22 protein-coding genes are annotated in these 23,611 nt (G+C 72.9%); 15 read left to right on the forward strand and 7 right to left on the reverse strand.

Going from position 1 to position 23,611, the window contains the following annotated elements; genetic code table 11:
* The first annotated feature begins 23 nt into the window (after nucleotides 1–23).
* The 6 genes from ACFVN5_RS13655 (at nucleotide 24) to ACFVN5_RS13680 (ending at nucleotide 5,503) form a co-directional block, all read left to right on the forward strand.
* Nucleotides 24–620, forward strand: coding sequence for a CMD domain protein (locus ACFVN5_RS13655; protein ID WP_376955784.1), 597 nt, complete (start codon nucleotides 24–26; stop codon nucleotides 618–620).
* Nucleotides 617–1,330, forward strand: a complete 714-nt coding sequence (locus ACFVN5_RS13660; protein WP_376955785.1) for an alkylhydroperoxidase domain protein — start codon at nucleotides 617–619, stop codon at nucleotides 1,328–1,330. Before ACFVN5_RS13655 ends, ACFVN5_RS13660 begins: the two co-directional genes overlap by 4 nt.
* A 410-nt stretch (nucleotides 1,331–1,740) precedes the next feature.
* Nucleotides 1,741–3,069, forward strand: a complete 1,329-nt coding sequence (locus ACFVN5_RS13665) for an aminotransferase class V-fold PLP-dependent enzyme (RefSeq protein WP_376955786.1) — start codon at nucleotides 1,741–1,743, stop codon at nucleotides 3,067–3,069.
* A 59-nt stretch (nucleotides 3,070–3,128) separates the two neighbouring features.
* A complete protein-coding gene (locus ACFVN5_RS13670) occupies nucleotides 3,129–4,073 on the forward strand; it encodes a bile acid:sodium symporter family protein (RefSeq protein WP_376955787.1) in 945 nt (314 codons plus the stop codon).
* Between the two features lie 47 nt (nucleotides 4,074–4,120).
* Nucleotides 4,121–4,954, forward strand: coding sequence for a hypothetical protein (locus ACFVN5_RS13675; protein ID WP_376955788.1), 834 nt, complete (start codon nucleotides 4,121–4,123; stop codon nucleotides 4,952–4,954).
* Nucleotides 4,955–5,005: 51 nt separating this feature from the next.
* Nucleotides 5,006–5,503, forward strand: coding sequence for an FBP domain-containing protein (locus tag ACFVN5_RS13680; RefSeq protein ID WP_376955789.1), 498 nt, complete (start codon nucleotides 5,006–5,008; stop codon nucleotides 5,501–5,503).
* A gap of 49 nt (nucleotides 5,504–5,552) precedes the next feature.
* Here the strand turns inward: ACFVN5_RS13680 and ACFVN5_RS13685 are convergent, their stop codons facing one another.
* A complete protein-coding gene (locus tag ACFVN5_RS13685; protein ID WP_376955790.1) occupies nucleotides 5,553–6,323 on the reverse strand; it encodes an SGNH/GDSL hydrolase family protein in 771 nt (256 codons plus the stop codon).
* 119 nt (nucleotides 6,324–6,442) lie between these two features.
* The gene (locus ACFVN5_RS13690; protein WP_376955791.1) at nucleotides 6,443–6,640 is read right to left on the reverse strand and encodes a DUF1918 domain-containing protein; all 198 of its coding nucleotides are present in this window, start codon (nucleotides 6,638–6,640) and stop codon (nucleotides 6,443–6,445) included.
* Between the two features lie 264 nt (nucleotides 6,641–6,904).
* On the opposite strand from ACFVN5_RS13690, the gene ACFVN5_RS13695 reads away from it, so the two are divergent.
* Nucleotides 6,905–8,263, forward strand: coding sequence for a GH1 family beta-glucosidase (locus ACFVN5_RS13695; protein WP_376955792.1), 1,359 nt, complete (start codon nucleotides 6,905–6,907; stop codon nucleotides 8,261–8,263).
* Between the two features lie 50 nt (nucleotides 8,264–8,313).
* Here the strand turns inward: ACFVN5_RS13695 and ACFVN5_RS13700 are convergent, their stop codons facing one another.
* Nucleotides 8,314–9,864 carry a PucR family transcriptional regulator gene (locus tag ACFVN5_RS13700; RefSeq protein ID WP_376955793.1) on the reverse strand — a complete coding sequence of 517 codons (1,551 nt, stop codon included), beginning with the start codon at nucleotides 9,862–9,864 and terminating at the stop codon, nucleotides 8,314–8,316.
* A 235-nt stretch (nucleotides 9,865–10,099) separates the two neighbouring features.
* Here ACFVN5_RS13700 and gabT point away from each other — a divergent pair, with 235 nt between their 5' ends.
* From gabT to ACFVN5_RS13730, 6 genes are all read left to right on the forward strand, one after another.
* Nucleotides 10,100–11,458, forward strand: coding sequence for a 4-aminobutyrate--2-oxoglutarate transaminase (gene gabT, locus ACFVN5_RS13705; RefSeq protein WP_376955794.1), 1,359 nt, complete (start codon nucleotides 10,100–10,102; stop codon nucleotides 11,456–11,458).
* A 23-nt stretch (nucleotides 11,459–11,481) separates the two neighbouring features.
* Nucleotides 11,482–12,777 (forward strand): Glu/Leu/Phe/Val dehydrogenase, encoded by a 1,296-nt coding sequence (locus ACFVN5_RS13710; protein WP_376956808.1) that lies wholly within the window; start codon nucleotides 11,482–11,484, stop codon nucleotides 12,775–12,777.
* A 64-nt stretch (nucleotides 12,778–12,841) separates the two neighbouring features.
* Nucleotides 12,842–14,311, forward strand: coding sequence for an NAD-dependent succinate-semialdehyde dehydrogenase (locus tag ACFVN5_RS13715; protein WP_376955795.1), 1,470 nt, complete (start codon nucleotides 12,842–12,844; stop codon nucleotides 14,309–14,311).
* 186 nt (nucleotides 14,312–14,497) lie between these two features.
* Nucleotides 14,498–15,880 (forward strand): flavin monoamine oxidase family protein, encoded by a 1,383-nt coding sequence (locus ACFVN5_RS13720; protein ID WP_376955796.1) that lies wholly within the window; start codon nucleotides 14,498–14,500, stop codon nucleotides 15,878–15,880.
* Nucleotides 15,877–16,749, forward strand: coding sequence for a universal stress protein (locus ACFVN5_RS13725; protein ID WP_376955797.1), 873 nt, complete (start codon nucleotides 15,877–15,879; stop codon nucleotides 16,747–16,749). Before ACFVN5_RS13720 ends, ACFVN5_RS13725 begins: the two co-directional genes overlap by 4 nt.
* An 11-nt stretch (nucleotides 16,750–16,760) precedes the next feature.
* Entirely contained in the window at nucleotides 16,761–18,311 is a 1,551-nt protein-coding gene (locus tag ACFVN5_RS13730) for an APC family permease (protein ID WP_376955798.1), read from the forward strand.
* A 130-nt stretch (nucleotides 18,312–18,441) separates the two neighbouring features.
* Here the strand turns inward: ACFVN5_RS13730 and ACFVN5_RS13735 are convergent, their stop codons facing one another.
* On the reverse strand, nucleotides 18,442–18,771 hold the full coding sequence (locus tag ACFVN5_RS13735) for a hypothetical protein (protein WP_376955799.1): 330 nt from the start codon (nucleotides 18,769–18,771) through the stop codon (nucleotides 18,442–18,444).
* Nucleotides 18,772–18,773: 2 nt separating this feature from the next.
* Entirely contained in the window at nucleotides 18,774–20,396 is a 1,623-nt protein-coding gene (locus ACFVN5_RS13740) for a PspC domain-containing protein (protein WP_376955800.1), read from the reverse strand.
* A 114-nt stretch (nucleotides 20,397–20,510) separates the two neighbouring features.
* Between ACFVN5_RS13740 and ACFVN5_RS13745 the strand changes: the two genes are divergently transcribed.
* On the forward strand, nucleotides 20,511–21,701 hold the full coding sequence (locus ACFVN5_RS13745) for a PspC domain-containing protein (RefSeq protein WP_376955801.1): 1,191 nt from the start codon (nucleotides 20,511–20,513) through the stop codon (nucleotides 21,699–21,701).
* A complete protein-coding gene (locus tag ACFVN5_RS13750; RefSeq protein WP_376955802.1) occupies nucleotides 21,694–22,359 on the forward strand; it encodes a LuxR C-terminal-related transcriptional regulator in 666 nt (221 codons plus the stop codon). Before ACFVN5_RS13745 ends, ACFVN5_RS13750 begins: the two co-directional genes overlap by 8 nt.
* 8 nt (nucleotides 22,360–22,367) lie before the next feature.
* On the opposite strand, the gene ACFVN5_RS13755 is transcribed toward ACFVN5_RS13750, so the two are convergent.
* Both ACFVN5_RS13755 and ACFVN5_RS13760 read right to left on the reverse strand, forming a co-directional pair.
* On the reverse strand, nucleotides 22,368–23,018 hold the full coding sequence (locus ACFVN5_RS13755; protein WP_376955803.1) for an SRPBCC family protein: 651 nt from the start codon (nucleotides 23,016–23,018) through the stop codon (nucleotides 22,368–22,370).
* Between the two features lies 1 nt (nucleotide 23,019).
* Nucleotides 23,020–23,460 carry an ArsR/SmtB family transcription factor gene (locus ACFVN5_RS13760; protein WP_376955804.1) on the reverse strand — a complete coding sequence of 147 codons (441 nt, stop codon included), beginning with the start codon at nucleotides 23,458–23,460 and terminating at the stop codon, nucleotides 23,020–23,022.
* Nucleotides 23,461–23,611: the final 151 nt, after the last annotated feature.

Consider the following 23,611-nt stretch of genomic DNA (forward strand, 5'->3'; position numbering starts at 1 on the left):
CGAACCGACAGAAAGGAACCCCCATGACCGACATCATCGACCGGCTCGCCGGCGTGCGACCCGGCGGGAGTGTCGACGCCCTGCGCCGCCACCGTCCCGTCACGCGCGACAACGCCCAGGCGAGCTACGACGCCCTGTTCACCGACATCGACGAGGCGCACGCGAGCCTCGCCGAGCGCGCGGCCGTCGCGCAGTTCGTCGCGATCCTGCACGACGACGAGGTGGCCGCCGCCCACTACGGCGCGCTCACCCGCTCCGCCGGCGGGGACGCGCTCGCGGACGCCGTCGCGGACGCCGCGGCGGCATCCCGCACTGAGGGCCCGTACGGCGAGTACCCGGCGGAAGGTCCGCTCGCCGTCGAGAGCGTGACCGGCCTCCGCCTCGAGCTCGACGAACCGGAACGCGCCGCGCTCGGCGAGCGCGTCTCGGCGGCGCTCGAGCACGCCCACCTGCTCGTCTTCCGCCCGCGGGAGTCGTCGGCTGTCGCCCTCGCGACCCTCGCCGACGCCGGCTGGTCGACCGACGGCATCGTCACCCTCTCCCAGCTCGTCTCGTTCCTCGCGTTCCAGCTGCGGGTCGCGGCCGGGCTCCGCCTGCTCACCACGAAGGACGCCGCATGACCGACACGAGCACGACCACGACCGACGCCGCCACGACCACGACGACGGATGCCGCGGGCGACGCGCCCGTGCGCATCCTCGAGCACCCCGGGGCATCCCTTCGACGAGCTCAGGACGGCGCCGTACCCCTCGCCTTCACGCAGGACGAGCTCGGCTGGCTGCCCTGGCTCGAGCCCGCCGACGAGGCGACGCTCACCGAGCGCCAGTACGCCGGACTCGTCGACCGCCCGCGCGCGAAGAGCGACTACTTCCGGCTGCTCGTGCGCGACCCCGACATCCTGCGGGCGCGCACGCTCACCGACAAGGACATCTTCTACAACGCCGCCGACGGACTCGGGCGCGCTGAGCGCGAACTCGCCGCCGCGGCGACGAGCCGCTTCAACGGCTGCATCTTCTGCGCCTCGGTGCACGCGCGGTTCGCGACGCACCACTCGAAGCGCCACGACGACGTGCAGCGGCTGCTCGACCTCGGGGTCGACGCCGAGCAGGACGCCGTCTGGCGCGCCGTCATCGACGCGGCGGTGGCGCTCGCGGCCACGCCCTCGCGGCTCGCGCCCGAGCACCTCGACGCGCTGCGGACGGCCGGGCTCGACGAGCAGGCCGTGTCCGACGTGATCCACTCGGCGGCGTTCTTCAACTGGGCGAACCGGCTGATGCTGTCGCTCGGCGAGCCCGAGGAGCCGCGGGCCGACGAGGTCGGGGCTCGGTGATCGAGTAGGGCCGCGCGGAGCGCGACCCGTATCGAGATCGGTCGCCGCGTCTCGATACGCGTCCGGCTGCACCGGGCGCTTCTCGACGACCGGTGGGCGTCCGGCTCCGCCGGGCGCTACTCGACGACCGGTGGGCGGGGGTCGGTGATCGAGTAGGGCCGCGCGGAGCGCGACCCGTATCGAGATCGGTCGCCGCGTCTCGATACGCGTCCGGCTGCGCCGGGCGCTTCTCGACGACCGGTGGGCGTCCGGCTGCGCCGGGCGCTACTCGACGACCGGTGGCTCCTCGATGACCTCGGCGGCGGCTCCGTTACCGGATGTTGCGCGGCATGACACCGTGCGACGCCGACCGTTGCGGGCCGCCGCCGCCGGCCGTACGTTCGACGCCAACCCACCCCGAGGAGCCCTCCGTGATCGCGACCGAAGTGCGCACGCCTGCGCACACGGCTGCGCCCGCCGGGCCGACGGATGCCGCGGTCGGCCCGCTCGCCGCGCTGGCCGACGCCGGACTCGAGGTGCCCGTGCTCGGCGGACGCACGGTGCGACACGTGAACCTCGACGTCGCGGCGTCCGCGCCCGCATTCGACGCGGTCGCCGCGCACGTCGCGCGCGTGCTGCCGTACTACGCGAGCGTGCACCGCGGCAGCGGCTACCCGTCGCAGGCCTCGACCGCCCTCGTCGAGGACGCCCGCGTCACCGTCGCGCGACATGTCGGCGCACGCGACGACGACCTCGTCGTCTTCACGCGCAACACGACCGACGCGCTCAACCTGCTCGCGAGCGCGGTGCCCGGCGAGACCGTGGTGCTCGACATCGAGCACCACGCCAACCTGCTGCCCTGGCGCGAGCGCCGGGTCGTGGTCGGCCGCGCGACGATCGCCGGGACGCTCGAGGCGCTCGCCGCGGAGCTCGCGGCCCGTCCCACGTCGCTCGTGTCGGTCACCGGCGCCTCCAACGTGACGGGTGAGGTGCTGCCCGTCGAAGCGATCGCCGCCCTCGCGCACGCGCACGGCGCACGACTCGCAGTCGACGCCGCCCAGTTGCTGCCGCACCGCAGGGTCGACCTCGCGGCATCCGGTATCGACTACCTCGCCTTCTCGGGGCACAAGGCGTACGCCCCCTACGGCTCGGGCGCGCTCGTGGGACGCGCCGACTGGCTCGACGCGGCACCCGCCCACCTCGCGGGAGGGGGCGCGGTCGAGTCCGTGCGGCTCGACGCGACCGAGTGGAAGCGCGGGCCCGAGCGGCACGAGGCGGGCACGCCGAACGTCCTCGGCATCGCCGCCATCGCCCGCGCGCTCGACGAGCTCGACCGGCTCGGCGACGACGCCCGGGGCGCCCACGAGGAGGCGCTCACGGCCCGCCTGCACGAGGGCCTCGACCGGCAGCGCGGCATCCGGGTCATCCGCGGCTTCGCCGACGCCGACGATCGCCTCGGCATCGCGACCATCGAGGTCGTGGACGGCTCGGTGGGGCTCGTCGCCGCAGCGCTCGCGGCGGAGCACGGCATCTCGGTGCGCGCGGGCCGCTTCTGTGCGCACCCGTTCTTCGACCGGGTCGCCCGTCGCTCGAACGGCCTGCGCGCCAGCCTCGGCGCCGGCTCCTCGGCCGACGACGTCGACCGGTTCCTCGACGCGCTCGCACGCCTCGTCGCCGACGGACCCGCGCACGCCTACGAGCGCACGCCCGCCGGATGGTGTCCGGCGGTCGACGACCGCCCGCGACTCGCGTTCGACTGAGCGCTGACCCCTGAACGGGCCCATTCCCTCACGGCCCCGGCATGAGCGACACTGTCCGCATGGGATCAGCGTTGACCACCATCGGATTGCCCGTCGCCCTCGGCATCATCATGTTCGGCCTGGGCCTCGCCCTGACGCCGCGCGACTTCGCGCGCGTGGGCCGGCATCCGAAGGCGGTCATCGTCGCGCTGCTCTGCCAGCTGCTCGTGCTGCCCGCGCTCTGCTTCGGCCTCGTGCTGTGGTTCCAGCTGCCGCCCGTGCTCGCGGTGGGCATGCTGCTGCTCGCCGCGTCGCCGGGCGGCACGACCGCCAACCTCTACAGCCACCTGTTCCGCGGCGACGTCGCGCTCAACATCTCGCTCACCGCGCTCAACTCGGTGATCGCCGTCGTCACGCTGCCGCTCATCACGAACCTCGCGATCGCCTACTTCCTGCCGGGCGACGAGGCGCTCGGGCTCCAGCCCGCGAAGGCGATCGAGGTCTTCGCGATCGTGCTCGGCCCGGTGGTGCTCGGCATGCTCGTCCGCTGGTGGAGGCCTCGGTTCGCCGACCGCATGGACCGGCCGGTGCGCATCGCGTCGATCGTGATCCTCGTCGTCGTCATCGCCGGGGCGATCGTGTCGAACCTCGACCTGCTGCTCGAGAACTTCGGCGGGCTCGCGGGCATCACGGTGCTGTTCTGCGTGCTGAGCCTCACCATCGGCTTCGTCGTGCCGCGGATGCTGCGGGTCGACCGCCCGCAGTCGATCGCGAGCTCGTTCGAGATCGGCATCCACAACGCCACGCTGGCGATCGTGATCGCGCAGACCGTGATCGGCAGCGTGGAGATGAGCCTGCCGGCCGCGGTCTACGGCGTGCTCATGTTCTTCGTGGCGCTCGGCTTCGGCTTCCTCATCCGCGGTCGCGGCGGCGACGGCCGCGGCGGCGAGGGGCGGTCGAGGCCGGTCGAGGTCGCCGCCGAGCCGGCGACGGATGCCGCGGGGGTGACGCCGCCCGAACGCTGACCTGCGGCGCACGGGCGCCGCCCCCGGCGGGGAGGCCGGGACACGACATGGGAATCGAGCACGAGGATCCGCTTGAGCGCCGACGCGACGAGCTTCGGCGGATCGTGTACGGCACGCGCGGCGGAGCCGAGAGCGACGCCGCGGTGGAGCTCGCCGAGATCGAGGCCGAGCTCACCGCACGGGCGCGCGCCGCGGCGCCGCCGGAACCCGCGGCATCCGTTCCGACCCCGTCGACCGCTGCGCGGCGTCGGCCCGACACGACTCGAACGACCGGCGCCGCCGGTCGGGATGCCGCCGATGCGTTCGCCGCGGACGCCGCGGACGAGGACGCATCGGAGTCCAGGGAGGTCCGCACCACGACGGCCACCGCGTCGCCCGTCGTCGAGGAGCCCCCGCCGCGCTGGCGGCCCACCCGCACCCAGGCCGTCGTCGCGGCGATCGTGGCGGTCCTCGTCATCGCGACCGCCATCGCGCTCGTCGGCCCGGCGCGCGACGCGCTCTCGCCGCCGCGCGGGCTCGGCGTGTTCGAGCACGAGCTGCTGCCCGACGACCTCGACGTCGTCGACCAGGTCGCCACCGGAGCTCGACTCCAGCCCGACGAGGCGGCCACCCTGCGCTCGCTCGGGCGGGCGTTCGGGTACGAGTTCTGGGTGTTCCGCGCGGGCGAGGGCGTGTGCATGCTGTCGCGGCGGCTGTACTTCTTCGACTGGGAGCGGTCGTGCGCGACGCTGGACGAGTTCCAGGCGAACGGGCTCACCCGCCGCATCGCCGCCGACGACATCCGCGACGGCGCGCGGCCGCGTCGGGTCGGCCCGGGCGACGAGGTCGTGGTGACCTGGGGCCCCGACTCCACCGACATCGAGTGGACGGTGGAGCCCTGACCGCTTCCGCGCGGGGTTCGTACACTGGGAGGGGCGCACGGGAGGGGATGCATGCAGCCGCTGATCGAGAGCGAGATCCGTGAGACGTTCGGCAACGCCAGCGACACGGAACTCGCGCAGCTGTCGCTGCCGCACGACTTCCCCCTCACCGAATGGGCGCACCTCGACGCGTTCGCGTGGCGCGATCCGCGGATCACCGGCCGCGGCTACCTCGTCACGGAGCTCGACGGCGAGCCGGTCGGCGTCGTGCTGCGTGCCGCCGGCCCGAACGGCTCGCGCCACCGCGCCGCGATCTGCAACCTCTGCCACACGGCGCAGCCCGGCGACCAGGTGGAGCTGTTCTCCGCGCGCAAGGCCGGCGCCGCGGGGGAGCGGGGCGACACGATCGGCACCTACATGTGCAGCGACCTGGCCTGCCAGGAGACCGTGCGGCTCGGCCGTCCGCCGGCGCCGTCCGAGGTGATGCCGAGCGTGCGCGAGATCGAGCGCATCGACGGCCTCGCCCGCCGCACGCGCGCGTTCGTCGCCGACGTGCTCGGCCCCGCCTGAGCGAGCGGATGCCGCGGGCGCTCGTCGTTCGAGTGCGTGTCAGCGCACGTCAGTGCGCGGCATCCGGCGTCAAGGGCGCGAGCGTGGGCCGCTTCGCCGTGCGCCCGTCGCCCGACGACCGCCCCGTGAGGCGACGCCCGATCCACGGGAGGACGAACTCGCGATAGTACGCCGCCGTGTTGCGGCTTCGCGGGCCGGCCGGCGCGGCGGCGACCTCGGCGACGCCCCACTCCTCGGGCGTCGCGACGCCGATGGCCGTGAGGACATTGCTCGCGACGCGGGCGTGCCCGAGCGAGTTGAGGTGCAGCTTGTCGGGCGACCAGTAGCGGATGTCGCGGAGCCCGCGGTCGTTGAAGTTGTCGACGAACGTCACGCCGTCGAGCTCGGCGAGGTCGCCGAGCGCCGCCGTGAGCCGCACGCCGCGCGAATCGAACACGCGGCCCATCGGCAGGTGGTCGGTGGGATTCGCGCCGCTCAGCATGAGCACGTGGATGCCCTCCTCGCGGATCCGGTGCACCGCCTGGCGGAAGCGGTCGGCGACGCGCTCCTCGGGCATGCGCGGTCGCAGCATGTCGTTGCCGCCGCCGTTGAAGCTGATGACCTCGGGGTGCAGCGCGATGGCCGCCTCGAGCTGCTCGTCGACGATCGGGCCGAGCTTGCGGCCCCGGATCGCCAGGTTGGCGTAGCCGATCGGCTCGCGCGCGGCGATCGCTAGCCCCATGGCGACGAAGTCGGCCCATCCGCGCACGCTGCCGTCGGGGAGCTCGTCGCCGACCCCCTCGGTGAAGCTGTCGCCGATCGCGGCGTAGGAGTGGAACATGGGCTCAACGGTAGCCGGTGATCGAGGAACGCCCGACGCAGTCGGACGCGTCTCGAAGATCGTTCGTGTGCGTCTCAATACGCGTCGCCTGCGGCGGCGCTACTCGACGAGCGGGAAGATCAGCCGTGCGCCTGGTGCTCGTGCTCGAGCTCGCAGTCCGCGCCGGGGTAGAGCAGCGTCTCGTGCCCGTCGTCGAAGCGGACCATGTAGGGCGGACCGCCGTCCGCGCCGCGGACCTCCAGGATCTCGCCGTGGCGATCGGACTGGCCGACCTGCTTGCCGTGGATGACGAGGCGTTCGCCGACCGCTGCGTGCATCGTTGCTCCCTCCGGTCGTTCCAGCGTACGCCGGGGCCCGTCGGCGCGGAAGGACGCATCTGGTGGTCGAGGAACGCCCGGCGCAGCCGGACCACCGGTGGTCGAGGAGCGCCCGGCGCAGCCGGACGCGTATCGAGACCCTCGCAGCGTCTCGATACGCGTCGCCTCCGGCGGCGCTCCTCGACGACCGGCGACGCCGACGGCTAGTGTGGGCGAAGTGGGACGATCGTCCCACTTTCACGGTCCCACGACGGCGAGGTTCCCATGGTCGACGCGCGCACGCTCTCGTTCCCCGACGGCTTCCGATGGGGCGCGGCCACCGCGGCGTTCCAGGTCGAGGGCTCGACGCGGGCCGACGGGCGCGGGGATTCCATCTGGGACGTCTTCGCGCGCACGCCGGGGCGCATCCTCGACGGCTCGAACGCCGACGTCGCCGCCGACAGCTACCGGCGCTGGCGCGACGACGTCGCCCTGCTCGCCGAGCTCGGGGTCGATGACTACCGCTTCTCGATCGCGTGGCCGCGCATCCAGCCCGACGGCTCAGGCGCCGTGAACCCGGCTGGGCTCGACCATTACGCCCGACTCGTCGACGGACTGCTCGAGGCCGGCATCCGCCCGCTGTCGACGCTCTACCACTGGGACCTTCCGCAGCCCCTCGAGGACGCCGGCGGCTGGCTCGCCCGCGACACCGCCGCCCGTTTCGCCGACTACGTCGAGCTCGTGCTCGCTGGCCTCGGCGACCGCGTCGACCGGTGGATCACCCTCAACGAGCCCGCGATGACGACGCTGCAGGGGTATGCCCTCGGCGCGCTCGCGCCGGGCCACGTGCTCATGGCGGACGCGCTGCCGACCGCGCACCACCAGCTGCTCGCGCACGGGCTGGCCGTGCGGGCGATCCGCGCGGCGGGCGACGCCGAGGTCGGCATCGTGAACAACCACACGCTCGTCGTCCCGGCGAGCGAGGACCCCGTCGACGGGTTCGCCGCCGCGGCGTTCGACGCGGTCTACAACCGCATCTTCGCCGACCCGGTGCTCGCGGGCCGCTACCCCGACCTCTCGGCGCTCGGCCTCGAGCGGATGCCGGGACTCGAGGACGGCGACCTCGATGTGATCGCGCAGCCGCTCGATTTCTACGGCGTGAACTTCTACAACCCGACGCGGGTCGCCGGGGCATCCGCCGACTCGGACTTCGCCGCCGCCGGGCTGCCGTTCGAGCCCGCGGAGTTCGAGGCCGTGCCCGTCACGGGCTTCGGCTGGCCGGTCGTGCCCGAGGCGCTCACCGAACTGCTCGTGTCGCTGCGCACCGACCACGGCGACGCCCTGCCGCCCGTCGTGATCACCGAGAACGGCGCGTCGTATCCCGACGAGGTTGTCGACGGGCGGGTGCAGGACGACGAGCGGATCGCCTACCTCGACGGGCACATCCGGGCCGTGCACGCGGCGATCGGTCGCGGCGTCGACGTGCGCGGCTATCTCGTGTGGTCGCTCATCGACAACTTCGAGTGGGCCGACGGGTACACGCAGCGCTTCGGGCTCGTGCACCTCGACCTCGAGACCGGCGACCGCACGCGCAAGGACTCGTTCGGCTGGTACCGCGAGCTGCTGGCGGCGCAGCGCCGCTGAGCCCGACGATCGAGCGGATGCCGCGGGCGACCCGCGACCGCGGCATCCGCTCAGTCGACCGCGAGGAGCGCCGCCCAGAGGTCGGCGCGCGCGTGGAACCCCGAGAGGTCGCGGCCGAGCAGCTTCTCGGCGAGCGCGACGCGGCTGCGCACGGTGTGGCGGTGGACGCCGAGCGCCTGCGCCGTGGCGTCGAACTGTCCGCCGTGCTCGAGCCACGAGCGCGTCGTCTCGAGGAGCGACGTGCCGTGCGCCTCGTCGTACTCGGTGAGCGGGGCGAGCGTCGCGAGGGCGACGGCACGCGCATCGGTGCGGGCGAGGAACGCGAGCACGCCCTGGCGGCTGATCTCGTCGAACGCGACGACGCCGGCCTTCGTCTCGCGGGCGCGCTCGAGCGCGCGCAGCGCCTGCTCGTGGGCGAGCGCCACGGCGTCGGCGGCGACCGCGTCGGAGAGGCCGACGGGCACTTCGAACTCGGCCGCGATCTCCTCGGCGAGGGCGGCGTCGGCGTCCTCGAGCAGGATCACGACGGTGTCCTCGTCGCGTCCGAAGAAGAGGCGTCCGGCCCGCTCCTCGACACGCAGCTCGAGCAGCTCGATGAGTCGGTCGACGTGCTGGACAGGGGCATCCGCGATCGCGACCCGGAACGGCGCGGACGGCAGTGGGCCCCACATCTCGCTCGCCACGCGCTCGGCGAGGTCGGTGTCGCCCGCGAGGATGCCGCGGAGCAGGCCCGTGCGCAGGTGCCCGCGGGCGCGGTCGAGGTCGCGGTTCTGCTCGAGCGCGAGCCCGGCGAGCGCGATCACCGACGTGACGACCTCGCGGCCGGCCTGGTCGAGCTCGGCCGAGTCGCCGATCGCGAGCACGCCGCGCAGCGCGCCGCCGCCGCCGAGCGTCTGGAGCGTGATGCGCTGCGGAGCGTCGATGGACTCGCCGGCCACGAGCGTGCGGCTCGCGCGCTGTCCGCGGCGCAGCATGGAGCGCGCCTCGCCGACGACCTCGCCGAGCGCGGGCTGCGCGAGCCCGCCGTCGGGCGCCTCGCGGTCGAGCGTGCCGGCGGCGTCGATGAGGCCGACCCATGCGTCGAGGCGGTGCGAGAGCTCGCCGAGCGTGGCCGACAGGCCGTCGGGCCTGAGCGCAGCGAGCGAGATCGCCCGCTGCGCAGCGAGCGCCCACGCCTGTCGGGCGTACGCGTCCTCGGCGAGGAGGTCGGCGACGAGCCGCGCGATGGCGATGAACGGCGTGCGATACGGGACCTCGAAGAGCGGGAGTCCCTGCACGGCGCAGGCGTCGACGAGCGCGTCGGGCGTGCCGGCGCGGATGACCTCGGTGCCGAATCCGAGCGCGGCGATGCCGGTCTCGAGGAGGCGCCGCACGTAGGCGTCGGCGAAGTCGGGCTCGTCGGCCTCGGCCCGCTCGAACTGCGTGCCGGTGGTGAGCAGCACGTGCCCCGCGTCGAGGAACGGCGCCGGGTCGACGAGGTCGGAGGAGTGCGCCCACACGACGGTCGCGTCGAGCGCCTCGGGCGGCAGCGCGTCGGGCGGGGTGAGCAGCTTCAGCCCGAGCTCGGGCCGGTCGAGCAGGGTGCGCACGGTCGGCTGCATGCCAGATCTCTCCTCTGTCCCGGTCGTCGAGTAGCGCCGCGCGAAGCGCGACGCGTATCGAGACGCCTGATCTCGATACGCGTCGGCCTCCGGCCGGCGCTACTCGATCACGGGCACTGTACGCGGTGTCGAACAACGTGCACCTGAGTGTACACGCGGGCGCTGAGGCATCCGTCGCCGCCGACCTAGCATGGGCGGCATCGCCACCGTCGTCACCTTTGCATCGGAGCAGACCATGACCCTCGTCGACACCCCGGCCACCATCGCCGGAGGACCGGCCCTCGCGCAGGAGCGCCGCCTCGTCACCACCATCCCCGGCCCCCGCTCGCAGGAGCTCATGGCCCGCAAGGCGGAGGCCGTCGCCAAGGGCGTCGGCACCACCATCCCCGTCTCGGTCGTCGCCGCGGGCGGCGGGGTCGTCGTCGACGCCGACGGCAACTCGCTCATCGACCTCGGCTCGGGCATCGCCGTCACCGGCGTCGGCAACTCGAACCCGCGCGTGGTCGAGGCCGTCACCGCGCAGCTCGAGGCCTTCACGCACACCTGCTTCACGGTCGCGCCCTACGAGGGCTACGTCGCCGTCGCGGAGAAGCTCAACGAGCTCACCCCGGGCGACTTCGTCAAGCGCTCGGCCCTGTTCAACTCGGGCGCTGAGGCCGTCGAGAACGCCGTGAAGATCGCGCGCCACCACACGAAGCGCCAGGCCGTCGTCGCCTTCGACCACGCCTACCACGGCCGCACCAACCTCACGATGGGCCTCACCGCGAAGAACATCCCGTACAAGAGCGGCTTCGGCCCGTTCGCGTCGGAGGTCTATCGCTCGCCCCTCTCCTACCCGTTCCGCGACGGCGGCCTGTCGGGCGCCGAGGCGGCGGCCCGCGCCATCCTGCAGATCGAGAAGCAGGTCGGCGTCGAGAACCTCGCGGCGATCATCATCGAGCCCATCCAGGGCGAGGGCGGCTTCATCGTGCCGGCCCAGGGCTTCCTGCCCGCGCTCGTGAAGTGGGCGAACGAGAACGACGTCGTGTTCATCGCCGACGAGGTGCAGACCGGCTTCGGCCGCACGGGCGCCTGGTTCGCGAGCGACCACGAGGGCATCGTCCCCGACCTCGTCGTCACGGCGAAGGGCATCGCGGGCGGCCTGCCGCTGTCGGCGGTCACCGGCCGCGCCGAGATCATGGACTCCGCAATGGCCGGCGGCCTCGGCGGCACCTACGGCGGCAACCCGCTCGCCTGCGCCGCCGCGCTCGCCACGATCGAGTCGTACGAGGAGGACGGGCTCATCGAGCGCGCCCGCGAGATCGGCGCCGTACTCCTCGGCCGTCTCAACGCGCTCCGCACGGCCGACCCCCGCATCGGCGACGTCCGCGGCCGTGGTGCCATGGTCGCCATCGAGCTCGTCGACCCCGCCACGGGCGAGCCCGACGCCGCGCTGACCTCGAAGGTCGCCGCGTACGCCCACGCCCACGGTGTCATCGTCCTCACCTGTGGCACCCACGGCAACGTGATCCGCTTCCTGCCCCCGCTCACCATCTCCGACGAACTGCTCATCGACGGCCTCTCGGTCGTCGCGGAAGGACTGAAGAACGCATGACCGACGTGCTCGCGGCGACGACGATGTCGACCGCCCACGTGGATGCCGCGCCGATCCCGGCAAACGCGGTCGATCACATCGCCACCCCGCTCACCGACGCGCGCTCGCAGCTCGCCGAGGCCATCTCGCTGCTCGGCTACGCCGACGGCCTGCACCAGATGCTCGCGACCCCGCGCCGCGAGCTCAGCGTCGCGGTGCCGCTGCGGATGGACTCGGGCGAGAGCCGGCTGTACCTCGGCTACCGCGTGCAGCACAACTTCTCGCGCGGTCCCGCCAAGGGCGGCCTGCGCTACGCGCCCAACGTGAACCTCGACGAGGTGCGGGCGCTCGCGATGTGGATGACCTGGAAGTGCGCCCTGCTCGACGTGCCGTACGGCGGCGCGAAGGGCGGCCTCGCGATCGACCCCCGCGAGCACTCCACGGCCGAGCTCGAGCGCGTGACCCGCCGCTACACGAGCGAGATCCTGCCGATCATCGGCCCGGAGCGCGACATCCCCGCGCCCGACATCGGCACCGACGAGCAGACCATGGCCTGGATCATGGACACCTACTCCGTCAACAGCGGCTACACCGTGCCCGGCATCGTGACCGGCAAGCCCATCTCGCTCGGCGGCTCCCAGGGCCGCGCGAGTGCGACGAGCCGCGGTGTCACGCACATCGCGCTCGCCGCGCTGCGCCACGTGGGCCTCGACCCGGCGCGATCGACCGCCGCCGTGCAGGGCTTCGGCAAGGTCGGCGCGGATGCCGCGCGGTTCCTGTCCGAGGCCGGCGTCCGCGTCACCGCGGTCAGCGACCAGTACGGTGCGGTGGTGAACGCCCGCGGCCTCGACATCGAGGCGCTGTCGGACCACGTGCGCGCGACCGGCTCGGTCATCGGCTTCGCGGGCGGCGAGCCGCTCGAGGGCGCGGACCTGCTCACCCAGCACGTGGACCTGCTCGTCCCGGCCGCGGTCGAGGGCGTGCTGCACGACGGCAACGCCGGCGACGTGAAGGCTGCGGTCATCGTCGAGGGTGCGAACGGCCCGACCACCCCGGCGGCCGACCGCATCCTCCGTGAGCGCGGCGTGCTCGTCGTGCCCGACATCCTCGCCAACGCGGGCGGCGTCATCGTCTCGTACTTCGAGTGGGTGCAGGCCAACCAGGCCTACTGGTGGCGCGCCGACGAGGTCGAGTCCAGACTGGAGGAGCGGATGCTCAGCGCCTGGCAGCACGTGCTCGGCTACGCCCGGGCGCGCGACCTCTCGCTCCGCACCGCGGCCACCGCGCTCGCCGTCGAGCGCGTCGCCGAGGCGCACCGCCTCCGCGGTCTCTACCCCTGATCGGGCACGACGCCGAAACCGCCATCACGACTCACCCTCCCGGCAGACACGAAACGGAACCAGAATGACCGACACCATGCTTGAGACGACGATCCTCGACCGGGTCGCCGACCGCCTCTTCATCGGCGGCGAGTGGGTCGAGGCGGAGGGCGGGCGCACGCTCGCCGTCACCGACCCGTCGACCGGCGACACGATCAGGGAGATCGCGGACGCCTCGCCGGCCGACGGCATCCGCGCGCTCGATGCCGCCGTGGCCGCGCAGGAGGCGTGGGCCGCGACCGCGCCGCGCGAGCGCGGCGAGCTGTTGCGCCGTGCCTTCGACACGCTCATGGCGCGCAAGGAGGACTTCGCCCTCCTCATGACGCTCGAGATGGGCAAGCCGCTCGCCGAGGCGCGCGGCGAGGTCGCCTACGGCGGCGAGTTCCTCCGCTGGTTCAGCGAGGAGGCCGTGCGCATCTCGGGTCGCTACGGGCTCAACCCCGAAGGCACGGGCCGCATGATCGTGTCGCAGCGCCCGGTCGGCCCGTCGTTCTTCATCACGCCGTGGAACTTCCCGCTCGCGATGGCCACCCGCAAGATCGCCCCGGCACTCGCCGCGGGCTGCACGGTCGTCATCAAGCCGCCGGCCCTCACGCCGCTCACGACCATCGCGTTCGTGCAGCTGCTCGAGGAGGTCGGGCTGCCGAAGGGCGTCGTGAACGTCGTCACGACCTCGAAGTCGTCGGCGCTGTCGGCCCCGATCATCGCCGACCCGCGCCTGCGCAAGCTGTCGTTCACGGGCTCGACCGAGGTCGGCCGCAAGCTGCTCGAGCAGTCGGCGCTCGGCATCCTGCGCACCTCGATGGAGCTCGGCGGCAACGCGCCGTTCGTGATCTTCGAGGACGCCGACCTCGACAAGGCGGTAGACGGCGCGATGATCGCGAAGTTCCGCAACATCGGCCAGGCCTGCACCGCGGCGAACCGCTTCCTCGTGCACGAGTCGGTCGCCGACGAGTTCGCGAAGCGCGTCGCCGACCGCGTGCGCGCCATGAAGGTCGGACGCGGCACCGAGGACGGCGTGAACATCGGCCCGCTCATCGACCAGGACGCGGTCGACTCGACCGACGCGCTCGTGCAGGACGCGGTCGGGCGCGGCGCGACCGTGCTCACGGGCGGCACCCCGATCGACGGCGACGGCACGTTCTACGCGCCGACCGTGCTCGCGGGCGTCGCGGCGGGCAGCCGCCTCCTCAAGGAGGAGATCTTCGGGCCCGTGCTCGGCATCACCACGTTCGCCGACGAGGACGAGGCCGTGCGCCTCGCGAACGGCACCGAGTACGGCCTCGTGTCGTACGTGTTCACGCAGGACCTCGCGCGCGGCCACCGCCTGATCGACCGCCTCGCCACGGGCATGATGGGCCTCAACACGGGCCTCGTCTCGAACGCGGCAGCGCCGTTCGGCGGCGTGAAGCAGTCGGGCATCGGCCGCGAGGGCGGCCTCGAGGGCATCCACGAGTACCTCGACACCAAGTACACGCTCATCCCGGTGAGCTGAGGCCGAGCGGATGCCGCAGCCGCGCGCCGCGGCATCCGTTCACCCCACCCCACCCCACCCCCACCTTTTTCAGGAGTCGGCCCCCGATTCATCCGCTTCTCAGGACGACACGCCGTGCCAGGTCGTGGTGCCGGCCGGAATCTCCTGAGAAACGTCGGCTCACCTCCACCAGAAAGCACAGGAATCATGGAACGCATCGACTGCGACGTCGTCGTCGTGGGCGCCGGGGCATCCGGGCTCACCGCGGCCAACCGCCTGAAGGACGCCGGCCGCCGGGTCGTCGTGCTGGAGGCCCGCGACCGCGCCGGAGGCCGGCTCTGGACCGACGACGTCGACGGGGCCATGCTCGAGATCGGCGGCCAGTGGGTCTCGCCCGACCAGGACGCGCTCATCGAGACGCTCGACGAGCTCGGGCTCGAGACGTACCCCCGCTACCGCGAGGGCGTGAACGTCTACATCGGCCCCCAGGGCGAGCTGCGCAAGTTCGAGGGCGAGATCTTCCCGGTCCCGCCCGCGACGGAGCAGGAGATCGTCTCGCTCATCGACAAGCTCGACGCGCTCGTCGCGCAGATCGACCCCGAGCGCCCGTGGGACCACCCGCAGGCGAAGGACCTCGATGAGATCTCGTTCTCGCGCTGGCTGGAGACGCAGACCGACGACGAGGAGGCGCGCGAGAACATCGGCATGTTCATCGCCGGCGCGATGCTCACGAAGCCCGCGCACGCGTTCTCCGCGCTGCAGGCGCTGCTCATGGCCGCCTCGGCCGGCTCGTTCTCGAACCTCGTCGACGCCGACTTCATCCTCGACCGCCGCGTCGTGGGCGGCCTGCAGCAGGTCCCGCTGCTGCTCGCCGAGCGGCTCGGCGGCGCGGTGCGCCTCGGCCAGGCCGTGCGTACGCTGCGCTGGCACCCGGATGCCCCGGAGCGCGGCGTCGTCGCCGTCACCGACCAGCTCGAGGTGCACGCCGCGCACGTCATCCTCGCGATCCCGCCGATCCTCATCTCGCGGATCTCGTACGACCCGCCGCTGCCGCGCCGACAGCAGCAGCTGCACCAGCACCTCTCGATGGGCTTCGTCATCAAGGTGCACGCCGTCTACGAGACGCCGTTCTGGCGCGCCGACGGCCTGAGCGGCACCGCCTTCAGCCCGTACGAGCTCGTGCACGAGGCGTACGACAACACCAACCACGAGGACCCCCGCGGCACGCTCGTCGGCTTCGTCGCCGACGAGGAGGCCGACGGCGTCTTCTCCCTGAGCGCCGAGGAGCGCAAGGCCCGGATCCTCGAGTCGTTGTCGCACTACTACGGCGAGCAGGCGAAGCATCCGGTCGTCTACTACGAGAGCGACTGGGGCTCGGAGGAGTGGACGCGCGGCGCCTACGCCGCGAGCTTCGACATGGGCGGCCTCGCGCGCTACGGAGCCGACCTGCGCACGCCCGTCGGACCCATCCACTTCTCGTGCAGCGACATGGCGGGCAAGGGGTACCAGCACGTCGACGGTGCGATCCGGGTCGGCCGCGAGGTCGCCGACGAGATCCTCGCCGCCGACGAGCTGCGCGCGGTCTCGTGAACGGACGGATCGTCGTCGGATACACCGCTGACGACTCCGGCGCCGACGCGCTCGCGCTCGGCACCCGGATCGCGCGGGCGAGCGAGGCGATCCTCGACGTCGTGATGGTGCTGCCCAGCGAGGCGCACAACAGCACGGTGCCCACCGACACCGGGTACGAGCGGTTCCTCAGGGGCCAGTCGCGCGAGTGGCTGGCCGAGGCATCCGAATCGCTCGACGACGAGGACGTCGTGCAGTCGCTGCACATGCGCTACGCGGAGTCGTTCGCCGAGGGCCTCATCGCCGCGGCGCACGAGTTCGGTGCGTCGCTCATCGTCGTGGGCGCGGCCCGCGGCGGCCTGCTCGGCCGGTCGCGCATCGGCTCCGTCGCGAACGAGCTGCTGCACTCCTCGGATGTCCCGGTGGCGCTCGCGCCCGTCGGCTCGCGCGACGTGCCCGTGGCCCAGGGCGTCACGCGCGTGACCGCCGCGATCGGCACGCGTCCCGGCGCGGACGCGCTGCTCGAGGCATCCGTGCGCCTCGCCCGCACCACGCACGCGCCGCTGCGGCTCGTGTCGCTCGTGCCCATCGACCTGCCCGCGGGCCTCGACGAGGGACTCGTCGAGCTCACCGGCACGGTGCACGCCGACGAGGTGCTGCACACCGCGCGCCGCGAGCTGCCCGCGACCATCGACGCCACGGCGATCGCGGCCACCGGCGCCACCATCGAGGAGGCCGTCCGGGGCCTCGACTGGCACGACGGCGAGCTCGTGCTCGTCGGCTCGAGCCGCCTCGCCGCCCCGCGGCACCTCTTCCTCGGCTCGACGGCGACGAAGATGCTGCGCGAACTGCCGGTGCCCATGATCGTGGTGCCGCGCACCACCACCTGAAGGACCTGGCCATGACGCACCAACCGAACCAGCCCCCGCTCACCGAGGCGACCTCCGCCGTCGACGGCGCCGAGCACGGCATCTCGAAGAAGGGCCTCTCGGCCGGGTCCGTCGGCCTCATCGGCGCGATCGTGATCGGCATCTCGTGCATCGCGCCCGCCTACACGCTCACCGCGGCCCTCGGGCCGACGGTGTCGGAGGTGGGCGAGCAGGTGCCGGCGATCATCCTCGTCGGGTTCATCCCGATGCTGCTCGTCGCGTTCGGCTACCGCGAGCTCAACAAGCGGATGCCGGACTCGGGCACCTCGTTCACGTGGGCGACCCGCGCGTTCGGACCGTGGATCGGCTGGATGGCCGGCTGGGGCCTCGTCGCCGCGACGATCCTCGTGCTCTCGAACCTCGCGGGCATCGCCGTCGACTTCCTGTTCCTGCTCATCTCGCAGGCGTCGGGCAACCCCGAGATCGCCGACCTCGCGGCGAACCCGTTCATCAACGTCGGCGTCTGCCTGCTCTTCGTGCTCGGCGCCACGCTCGTCTCGTACCGCGACATGCAGACCACCCAGAAGCTGCAGTACTGGCTCGTCGGCTTCCAGGTCGCCGTGCTCGTGCTGTTCTCGGTCGCCGCGCTCGTCGAGGTGGCCAACGGCAACGCCTTCGACGCGACGCCGATCGAGCTGGGCTGGTTCAACCCGTTCGCGGTCGACTCGTTCTCGGCGTTCGCGGCGGGCCTCTCGCTCTCGATCTTCATCTTCTGGGGCTGGGACGTCACCCTCACGATGAACGAGGAGACGAAGGGCTCGGCGAAGACGCCCGGTCGCGCGGCGACCATCACGGTCGTCACGATCGTGGTGCTCTACCTGCTCATCTCGGTGTCGCTCATCGCCTACGCCGGCGTCGGCGACGGCGAGTACGGGCTCGGCAATCCCGAGATCCAGGACAACGTGTTCTTCCACCTCGCGGGCCCGATCCTCGGCCCGCTCGCGGTGCTGGTGTCGCTCGCGGTGCTCACGAGCTCGGCCTCGTCGCTGCAGTCCACGTTCGTGTCGCCCGCGCGCACGCTCCTCGCGATGGGCCACTACGGCGCACTGCCCGAGCAGTTCGCGAAGGTCAGCCCGCGCTTCTTCACGCCCGGGTACGCGACGATCGTGTCGGCCGTCGTGGCATCCGTGTTCTACGCCGTCATGCGGTTCGTGAGCGAGAACGTGCTCTGGGACACCATCACCGCGCTCGGCATGATGATCTGCTTCTACTACGGCATCACGGCGTTCGCGTGCGTGTGGTTCTTCCGGAAGCTGTGGTGGCGCTCGGTGCACGACTTCTTCTTCACGCTGCTGTTCCCGCTCGTGGGCGGCGTGATCCTCGCCGTGCTGTTCTTCACGACGCTGATCGACAGCATGGACCCCGAGTACGGCAGCGGCTCGCACGTCTTCGGCCTCGGCCTGGTGTTCGTGCTCGGCATGGTCGTGCTGCTCTCGGGCGTCGCGATCATGCTGTGGCAATGGCGCACGCGTCCCGCGTTCTTCCGCGGCCAGACCCTCTCGCGGGCGGTCGCCGAGGACTGAGGTCCCGCCGATCCGGCCTCCGCTTCCGAGAGCACCGCAGGACCGCCCCCGCGACACCGGGGGCGGTCCTGTCATGTGTGCACTGCCGTGCGGGCGAGCGGATGCCGCGACCGGCGGATGCCGCGGGCGATCACGCCCCGCGGTGCTCCGAGCGCCGGCCGAGGCTCGAGAGTCCCGCGACCAGCAGCAGGGCGCCGAGCGCGACCAGGACCGTGAGGATCAGGCCGCCGGGCGTGAGCGTCGCCCACCAGCCCGCGACGAGCTCCATTCGGGCGGGATCGAGCACGAGCCAGAGCACCGTCGCGGCGAGCCCCGCGAAGACCAGGCCCCAGACGATCCCGGCCCAGCGGATGCGCGGCCGGAGGTCCTCGGGCTCAGGCGTGCCCGGCGCGCTCGGTGCCGCGGGCGGCCGCAGCGTCTCGTTGAATCCGAGCGCCATCGTCGTGTCGTCGTCGGTCATGATCAGTTCCCCTCGGGCTCGAACTCGGTGACGTGGATCGCGGTCGCGATCGCCTGGATGTGGATCTCGACGTCGACCTCGCCGGCCTGCAGACCCGGTCCGATCTCGTCGCTCCATCCGGCGACCGACCGGCCGGGTCCCAGGTCGACCTCGTCGACGAGCGACCAGTCGCCGTCCGCGTCGAAGCGGGCGTGCGTGACCGTGCAGTCGGCGCACTCCACCGCCAGCGCGATCCGGGCACCGTCGCGGACGTCGATCGACACCGACCCGACGCCCTGCACGAGCTTCCACTCGACAGGCGCGGCCTGGTCGGCGACCTGCTCGTCGACCGTGAGGCTGACCGCGCCGATCGGCTGCACGACGCTCGTCGTGCTCGCGGACTCGGCGATCCCTCCGAGCACGAGCCGCGGGTCCCGCGGCACCACGGCCGTGACGACCGTCGCGAGCAGCAGCGTGACGGTCACGAACGCGAGGAAGCCGCTGCGGCGCCGGAGGGAACCGGCGAGCACCATCGCGAGCGCCGTCACGATCGTCCCGACCGCGAGCCCGATCGTCACGGACTGCGCCGCGAGGTCGGCCGACCCGAGCGCGACCATCGCCGCGATCGCCCCGGCGACGAGGGAGGCGCCGAGCGTCGCGACCACGTAGGCGAAGCTCGTGCGTGGCCGGGTGAGCCGCCGGATGCGCCGGGCCTCCTCGGCCTGCACCTGGAACTCGATCGCGCGGGCCCGGTTCTCGGCGGCGAGCTGGGCGCGAGCCGCGCGGTTCGCCTCGTCCTGGCTGCGCCGCCACGCGTCGTGCTCGGCGCGCCAGGCCTCGTGGCGCACCTTCCACGCCTCGTACTCGTCGGTGCCGTAGGGCGCCGACGTCGGCTGGGTCGGTGCGACGGGCTCGGCTGCGTAGGCCGCGCCGGCCAGGGGGATCGTCGCCGCGGTCGCGGAGGCCGGCAGGGGGACGGTCGCGGCGGTCGTGCCGGTCGTGGCGGCATCCGTCGATTCGGCGCCGGCGGTGGTCGCGGCGGTCGCTGCGAACGGCGCGGCGGGCGTGGTGGCCGGGGCGGACGGCGTGGTGGCCGGGGCATCCGGCCGCGGGACGGCCCCTGCCGGCGAAGCGTTCCGCGCGAGCCAGACGATGAGCGCGGTCACGCCGGCGATCGCGAGCAGCACCCAGAGCACGCCGAGCCACCGGAACGGCCCGCCCCATTCGTCGACGGCCCAGTTCCAGCCGCCGAACCACCACGGCCCGCCGAGGCCGAGCAGGCCGACGAGCGCGAAGGCCGCGACGCCGACGAGTGCGCTGTCGTACAGGCCGCGCAGCATCGACTCGAGGTGGATCCGGCCGGTGGTGTCGGGCAGCAGCAGCCACGCGGCGCCGTAGGCCAGGAACGCCACGGGGAGGAACAGCGCGACGACGACGAGGATGCCCCGCACGATGATCGGGTCGATGCCGAGCCTGGTGCCGACTCCGGCGGCGACGCCGCCGATCCAGCCGGGCCGGCGCGGCACGCCGAGCGAGCGGAGCCAGGCGAAGAAGCGATCGTCGGATGGCGGCGGGGCAGACGCGCCGGGGGCGCCGGGTGCGCCGGCCGGGTCGCCCGCTGGGGGCGGGGTCGTCGTGGAGGTCATGGGTCGATCGTCCCGCGTCGGGCTCCCGGCCGGCCATCCGGCATCTCCCTGACGCGACCCTGAATTCCGGGCGGGGCCGTGTCGGGGCATCCGCGGGTCTGCTTGGATCGGAGCATGAGCACGGCATCGGCGACCCCCGCGCTCGCGCGCCGACGCGATTGCCTCGTCGCGGGCGTCGCGGGCGGGCTCGCCGACCACCTCGGATGGCCCGTCCGGGTCGTGCGCATCGCGTTCGTCGCGACCGCGCTCCTCGCGGGTGCGGGTGCGCTGCTCTACGCGTGGCTCTGGGCGTTCGCACCGTGGGCGGAGGCATCCGGCCCCGACGACCGCGTCGAGCGACGCGCACCCGTGGCGATCCTGGCGACGGCCGGCGCGCTCGGCGCAGCGGTCCTGGCCATCCTGCTCGCGATCCTCGACGACGGCCTGCCCGACGGCGGCGCGCCCGACTGGCTCGTGCCCGCGGTCCTGGCCGTGCTGCTCGCCGCAGGCGCCGGGGCCTGGGTGAGCTTCATCGACCGGCCCGATCCCGCGCGCGGCCGGCGCCTCGAGGTCGGGGTTCGCGCTGCGCTCACCGCGGCGCTCGCGCTGCTGGCGGTCGTGCTGGTGCTGGGACCTGCCGCGCGAGCGTGGCCGGTCGCCGCGGTGCTCGCTGCGTTCGGCGCACTGCTCGGCATCGGTCTGGTGTACCTTCCCGCGCTCGTGAAGCTGTGGCGCGACCTCGAGGGCGAGCGCGTACGACGCATCCGCGACGAGCAGCGCAGCGCGATGGCCGCGCACCTGCACGACTCGGTGCTCCAGACGCTCGCGCTGATCCAGAACCGGGCCGGCGCGTCGAGTGAGGCGGGGCGGCTCGCGCGCGCGCAGGAGCGCGAGTTGCGCAGCTGGCTGTACGAGGGCGACGCCCCGGCCGACAGCGACCTCGCGACCGACCTGCGCGACTTCGCGGCCGCCCTCGAGCTCGACTACGCGGTGCGGATCGACGTCGTCGCCGTCGGCATGTCGGACGAGCGTGCGAGCGGCGAGCTCGCCGCGGCCGTGCGTGAGGCGATGCTCAACGCCGCCCGGCACGCAGGCGGTGAGGTGTCGGTGTACCTCGAGGGTTCGCCCGACGCGGTCGACGTCTACGTGCGCGACCGCGGACCCGGGTTCGATCCGACGCAGGTCGCGCCGGGTCGGCTCGGCGTCCGCGAGTCGATCATCGGGCGGATGCGGCGCGCCGGCGGCAGCGCCACCGTCCGACCCGGCGCGGGTGGCGAGGGCACCGAGGTGCACCTGCGATTCGAGACGAGGGCGGAGCATGGCTGACACGCTCACCGTGGTCGTGGTCGACGACCACTCGATCTTCCGGTCGGGCCTGCGCGCCGACCTCGACCGCTCGATCGAGGTCGTGGGCGAGGCGGCGGACGTCCCGTCCGCGGTCGCGGTGATCGCCGAGACGCGGCCCGACGTGGTGCTGCTCGACGTGCACCTGCCCGGCGGCTCCGACGCCTCGATCTCGGGCGGCGCAGAGGTGCTGCGACGCGTGGCATCCGAGGTGCCGTCGACGCGGTTCCTCGCCCTGAGCGTCTCCGACAAGGCCGAGGACGTCGTCGGCGTCATCCGTGCGGGTGCCCGCGGCTACATCACGAAGGGCGCGTCGGGCGCCGAGGTGAGCCGCGCGGTGCAGGCCGTCGCGGGCGGCGATGCGGTGTTCTCGCCACGCCTCGCGGGGTTCGTGCTCGACGCGTTCGGAGCAGCAGTGGGGGAGACGGCCGCGGCCGACGACGAGCTCGACCGGCTCTCGACGCGCGAGCAGGAGGTCATGCGGCTCATTGCACGCGGCTACGCGTACAAGGAGGTCGCGGCGACGCTGTTCATCTCGGCGAAGACCGTCGAGTCGCACGTGTCGAGCGTGCTGCGCAAGCTGCAGCTCTCGTCGCGGCACGAGCTCACCGCCTGGGCGACGGCCCGCCGCCTGCTCTGACCCGGAGGTCAGTCCATCGAGGCGGGGGCTGCGCCCGTGTACGCCGCGAACGTGGTGTCGGCCGCCGCACGGGCGACGTCGGCGGCGGCGCCGAACGCGACGTGCGCGGACGCCCACCGGTCGGCGCTGCCGCGCATGAACCCGATGCCCTCGTCGCTCACGAGCCACTCCTGCGCGTTGTCGGGCCGCACCTCGCCGGTCGAGAGGTGCTGCGCGAGGCCGAGCAGCGTCTGGTCCCAGCCGATGCCCGTGGCCGACGGTCCGAACTGCTCCCACATCTCGGCGCCGAGGTCGGCCGACGGGGCGACGTGCTGGAGCTCGACGCGGGTGCGTCCCGGCTCGACCTCGGTGAGGCGCACGGTCACCCACGTGACGCCGCCGCCGTACTCCCAGGTGACGCCGTACGAGTTCGGCGCGTCGCACGACTCGACGATGCCGCCGGCGTTGCCCTGGAGCTGGTAGCGGCCGCCGAGCCGCAGGTCGCCGCTCACCGGCAGGAACCAGCGCGGGATGCGCTCGGCCGAGGTGAGGGCGTCCCACACGTCGTCGATCGGTGCGGCGTACGTCTGGGCGAGCGTCTGCACGAACGTGTCGGCGCCGTCGCGCGTGCCGGTCGTCAGGCCGCGGTCCACGGCGTCGAGCTGGGTGTCGATGTCCATCTCAGGTCTCCTTGTTCGAGGCGTTCGTCTGGGGTGCTGCCGAGTCGGATGCTGCCGATTCGGATGCCGCCGAGTCGGATGCCGCCGAGCCGGGTCGTGCAGGTTCGGCTGCGGCGATGCGTCGTGCACGTGCCGAGCGCGCGAGCTCCGTGCCGAGGGCGTCGAGCCGCGGGCGCCAGAAGCGCTCGAACGGCGTGAACCACTCGGCGGCCTCCGCGATCGGCTCGGGCTCGAGCGCGTACAGGCGCCGCGTGCCCTCGGAGCGAACCGACGCGAACCCGGACTCGCGCAGCACCTTCAGGTGCTGGGAGACCGCGGGCTGCGAGATGCCGAACTCGCGCTGCACGGCGCGCCCGACCTCTCCGGCGGCGAGTTCGCCGTCGGCCAGCAGTTCGACGATGCGTCGCCGCACCGGATCGCCGAGGATGTCGAGCGCGTGCACGATCCCCATTCTTCACCTGCGACTTATATAAGTCAAGAGTGAAAGATAACGGAGCCTCCTCGCATGCGATATCGACGTGTCGACGGCTGTCGGTTGTTCCGACCGCGCGACTCCCGAAAACAAGGACGCCCTGCCACGTCGACCGGATGTC

This window comes from Agromyces sp. NPDC057865 (assembly GCF_042796995.1).
Taxonomy (GTDB): domain Bacteria; phylum Actinomycetota; class Actinomycetes; order Actinomycetales; family Microbacteriaceae; genus Agromyces.

Bases quoted from the DNA above. Each gene is read 5' to 3' on its own strand.
- ACFVN5_RS13675 (WP_376955788.1), top strand. From the start codon at position 4,121: ATGGGAATCGAGCACGAGGATCCGCTTGAGCGCCGACGCGACGAGCTT.
- ACFVN5_RS13655 (WP_376955784.1), top strand. From the start codon at position 24: ATGACCGACATCATCGACCGGCTCGCCGGCGTGCGACCCGGCGGGAGT.
- ACFVN5_RS13685 (WP_376955790.1), bottom strand. From the start codon at position 6,323: ATGTTCCACTCCTACGCCGCGATCGGCGACAGCTTCACCGAGGGGGTC.
- ACFVN5_RS13745 (WP_376955801.1), top strand. From the start codon at position 20,511: ATGAGCACGGCATCGGCGACCCCCGCGCTCGCGCGCCGACGCGATTGC.
- ACFVN5_RS13755 (WP_376955803.1), bottom strand. From the start codon at position 23,018: ATGGACATCGACACCCAGCTCGACGCCGTGGACCGCGGCCTGACGACC.
- ACFVN5_RS13700 (WP_376955793.1), bottom strand. From the start codon at position 9,864: ATGCAGCCGACCGTGCGCACCCTGCTCGACCGGCCCGAGCTCGGGCTG.
- ACFVN5_RS13735 (WP_376955799.1), bottom strand. From the start codon at position 18,771: ATGACCGACGACGACACGACGATGGCGCTCGGATTCAACGAGACGCTG.
- ACFVN5_RS13720 (WP_376955796.1), top strand. From the start codon at position 14,498: ATGGAACGCATCGACTGCGACGTCGTCGTCGTGGGCGCCGGGGCATCC.
- ACFVN5_RS13750 (WP_376955802.1), top strand. From the start codon at position 21,694: ATGGCTGACACGCTCACCGTGGTCGTGGTCGACGACCACTCGATCTTC.
- ACFVN5_RS13715 (WP_376955795.1), top strand. From the start codon at position 12,842: ATGACCGACACCATGCTTGAGACGACGATCCTCGACCGGGTCGCCGAC.
- ACFVN5_RS13660 (WP_376955785.1), top strand. From the start codon at position 617: ATGACCGACACGAGCACGACCACGACCGACGCCGCCACGACCACGACG.
- ACFVN5_RS13690 (WP_376955791.1), bottom strand. From the start codon at position 6,640: ATGCACGCAGCGGTCGGCGAACGCCTCGTCATCCACGGCAAGCAGGTC.
- ACFVN5_RS13695 (WP_376955792.1), top strand. From the start codon at position 6,905: ATGGTCGACGCGCGCACGCTCTCGTTCCCCGACGGCTTCCGATGGGGC.
- ACFVN5_RS13710 (WP_376956808.1), top strand. From the start codon at position 11,482: ATGTCGACCGCCCACGTGGATGCCGCGCCGATCCCGGCAAACGCGGTC.
- ACFVN5_RS13680 (WP_376955789.1), top strand. From the start codon at position 5,006: ATGCAGCCGCTGATCGAGAGCGAGATCCGTGAGACGTTCGGCAACGCC.
- ACFVN5_RS13670 (WP_376955787.1), top strand. From the start codon at position 3,129: ATGGGATCAGCGTTGACCACCATCGGATTGCCCGTCGCCCTCGGCATC.
- ACFVN5_RS13740 (WP_376955800.1), bottom strand. From the start codon at position 20,396: ATGACCTCCACGACGACCCCGCCCCCAGCGGGCGACCCGGCCGGCGCA.
- ACFVN5_RS13730 (WP_376955798.1), top strand. From the start codon at position 16,761: ATGACGCACCAACCGAACCAGCCCCCGCTCACCGAGGCGACCTCCGCC.
- gabT (WP_376955794.1), top strand. From the start codon at position 10,100: ATGACCCTCGTCGACACCCCGGCCACCATCGCCGGAGGACCGGCCCTC.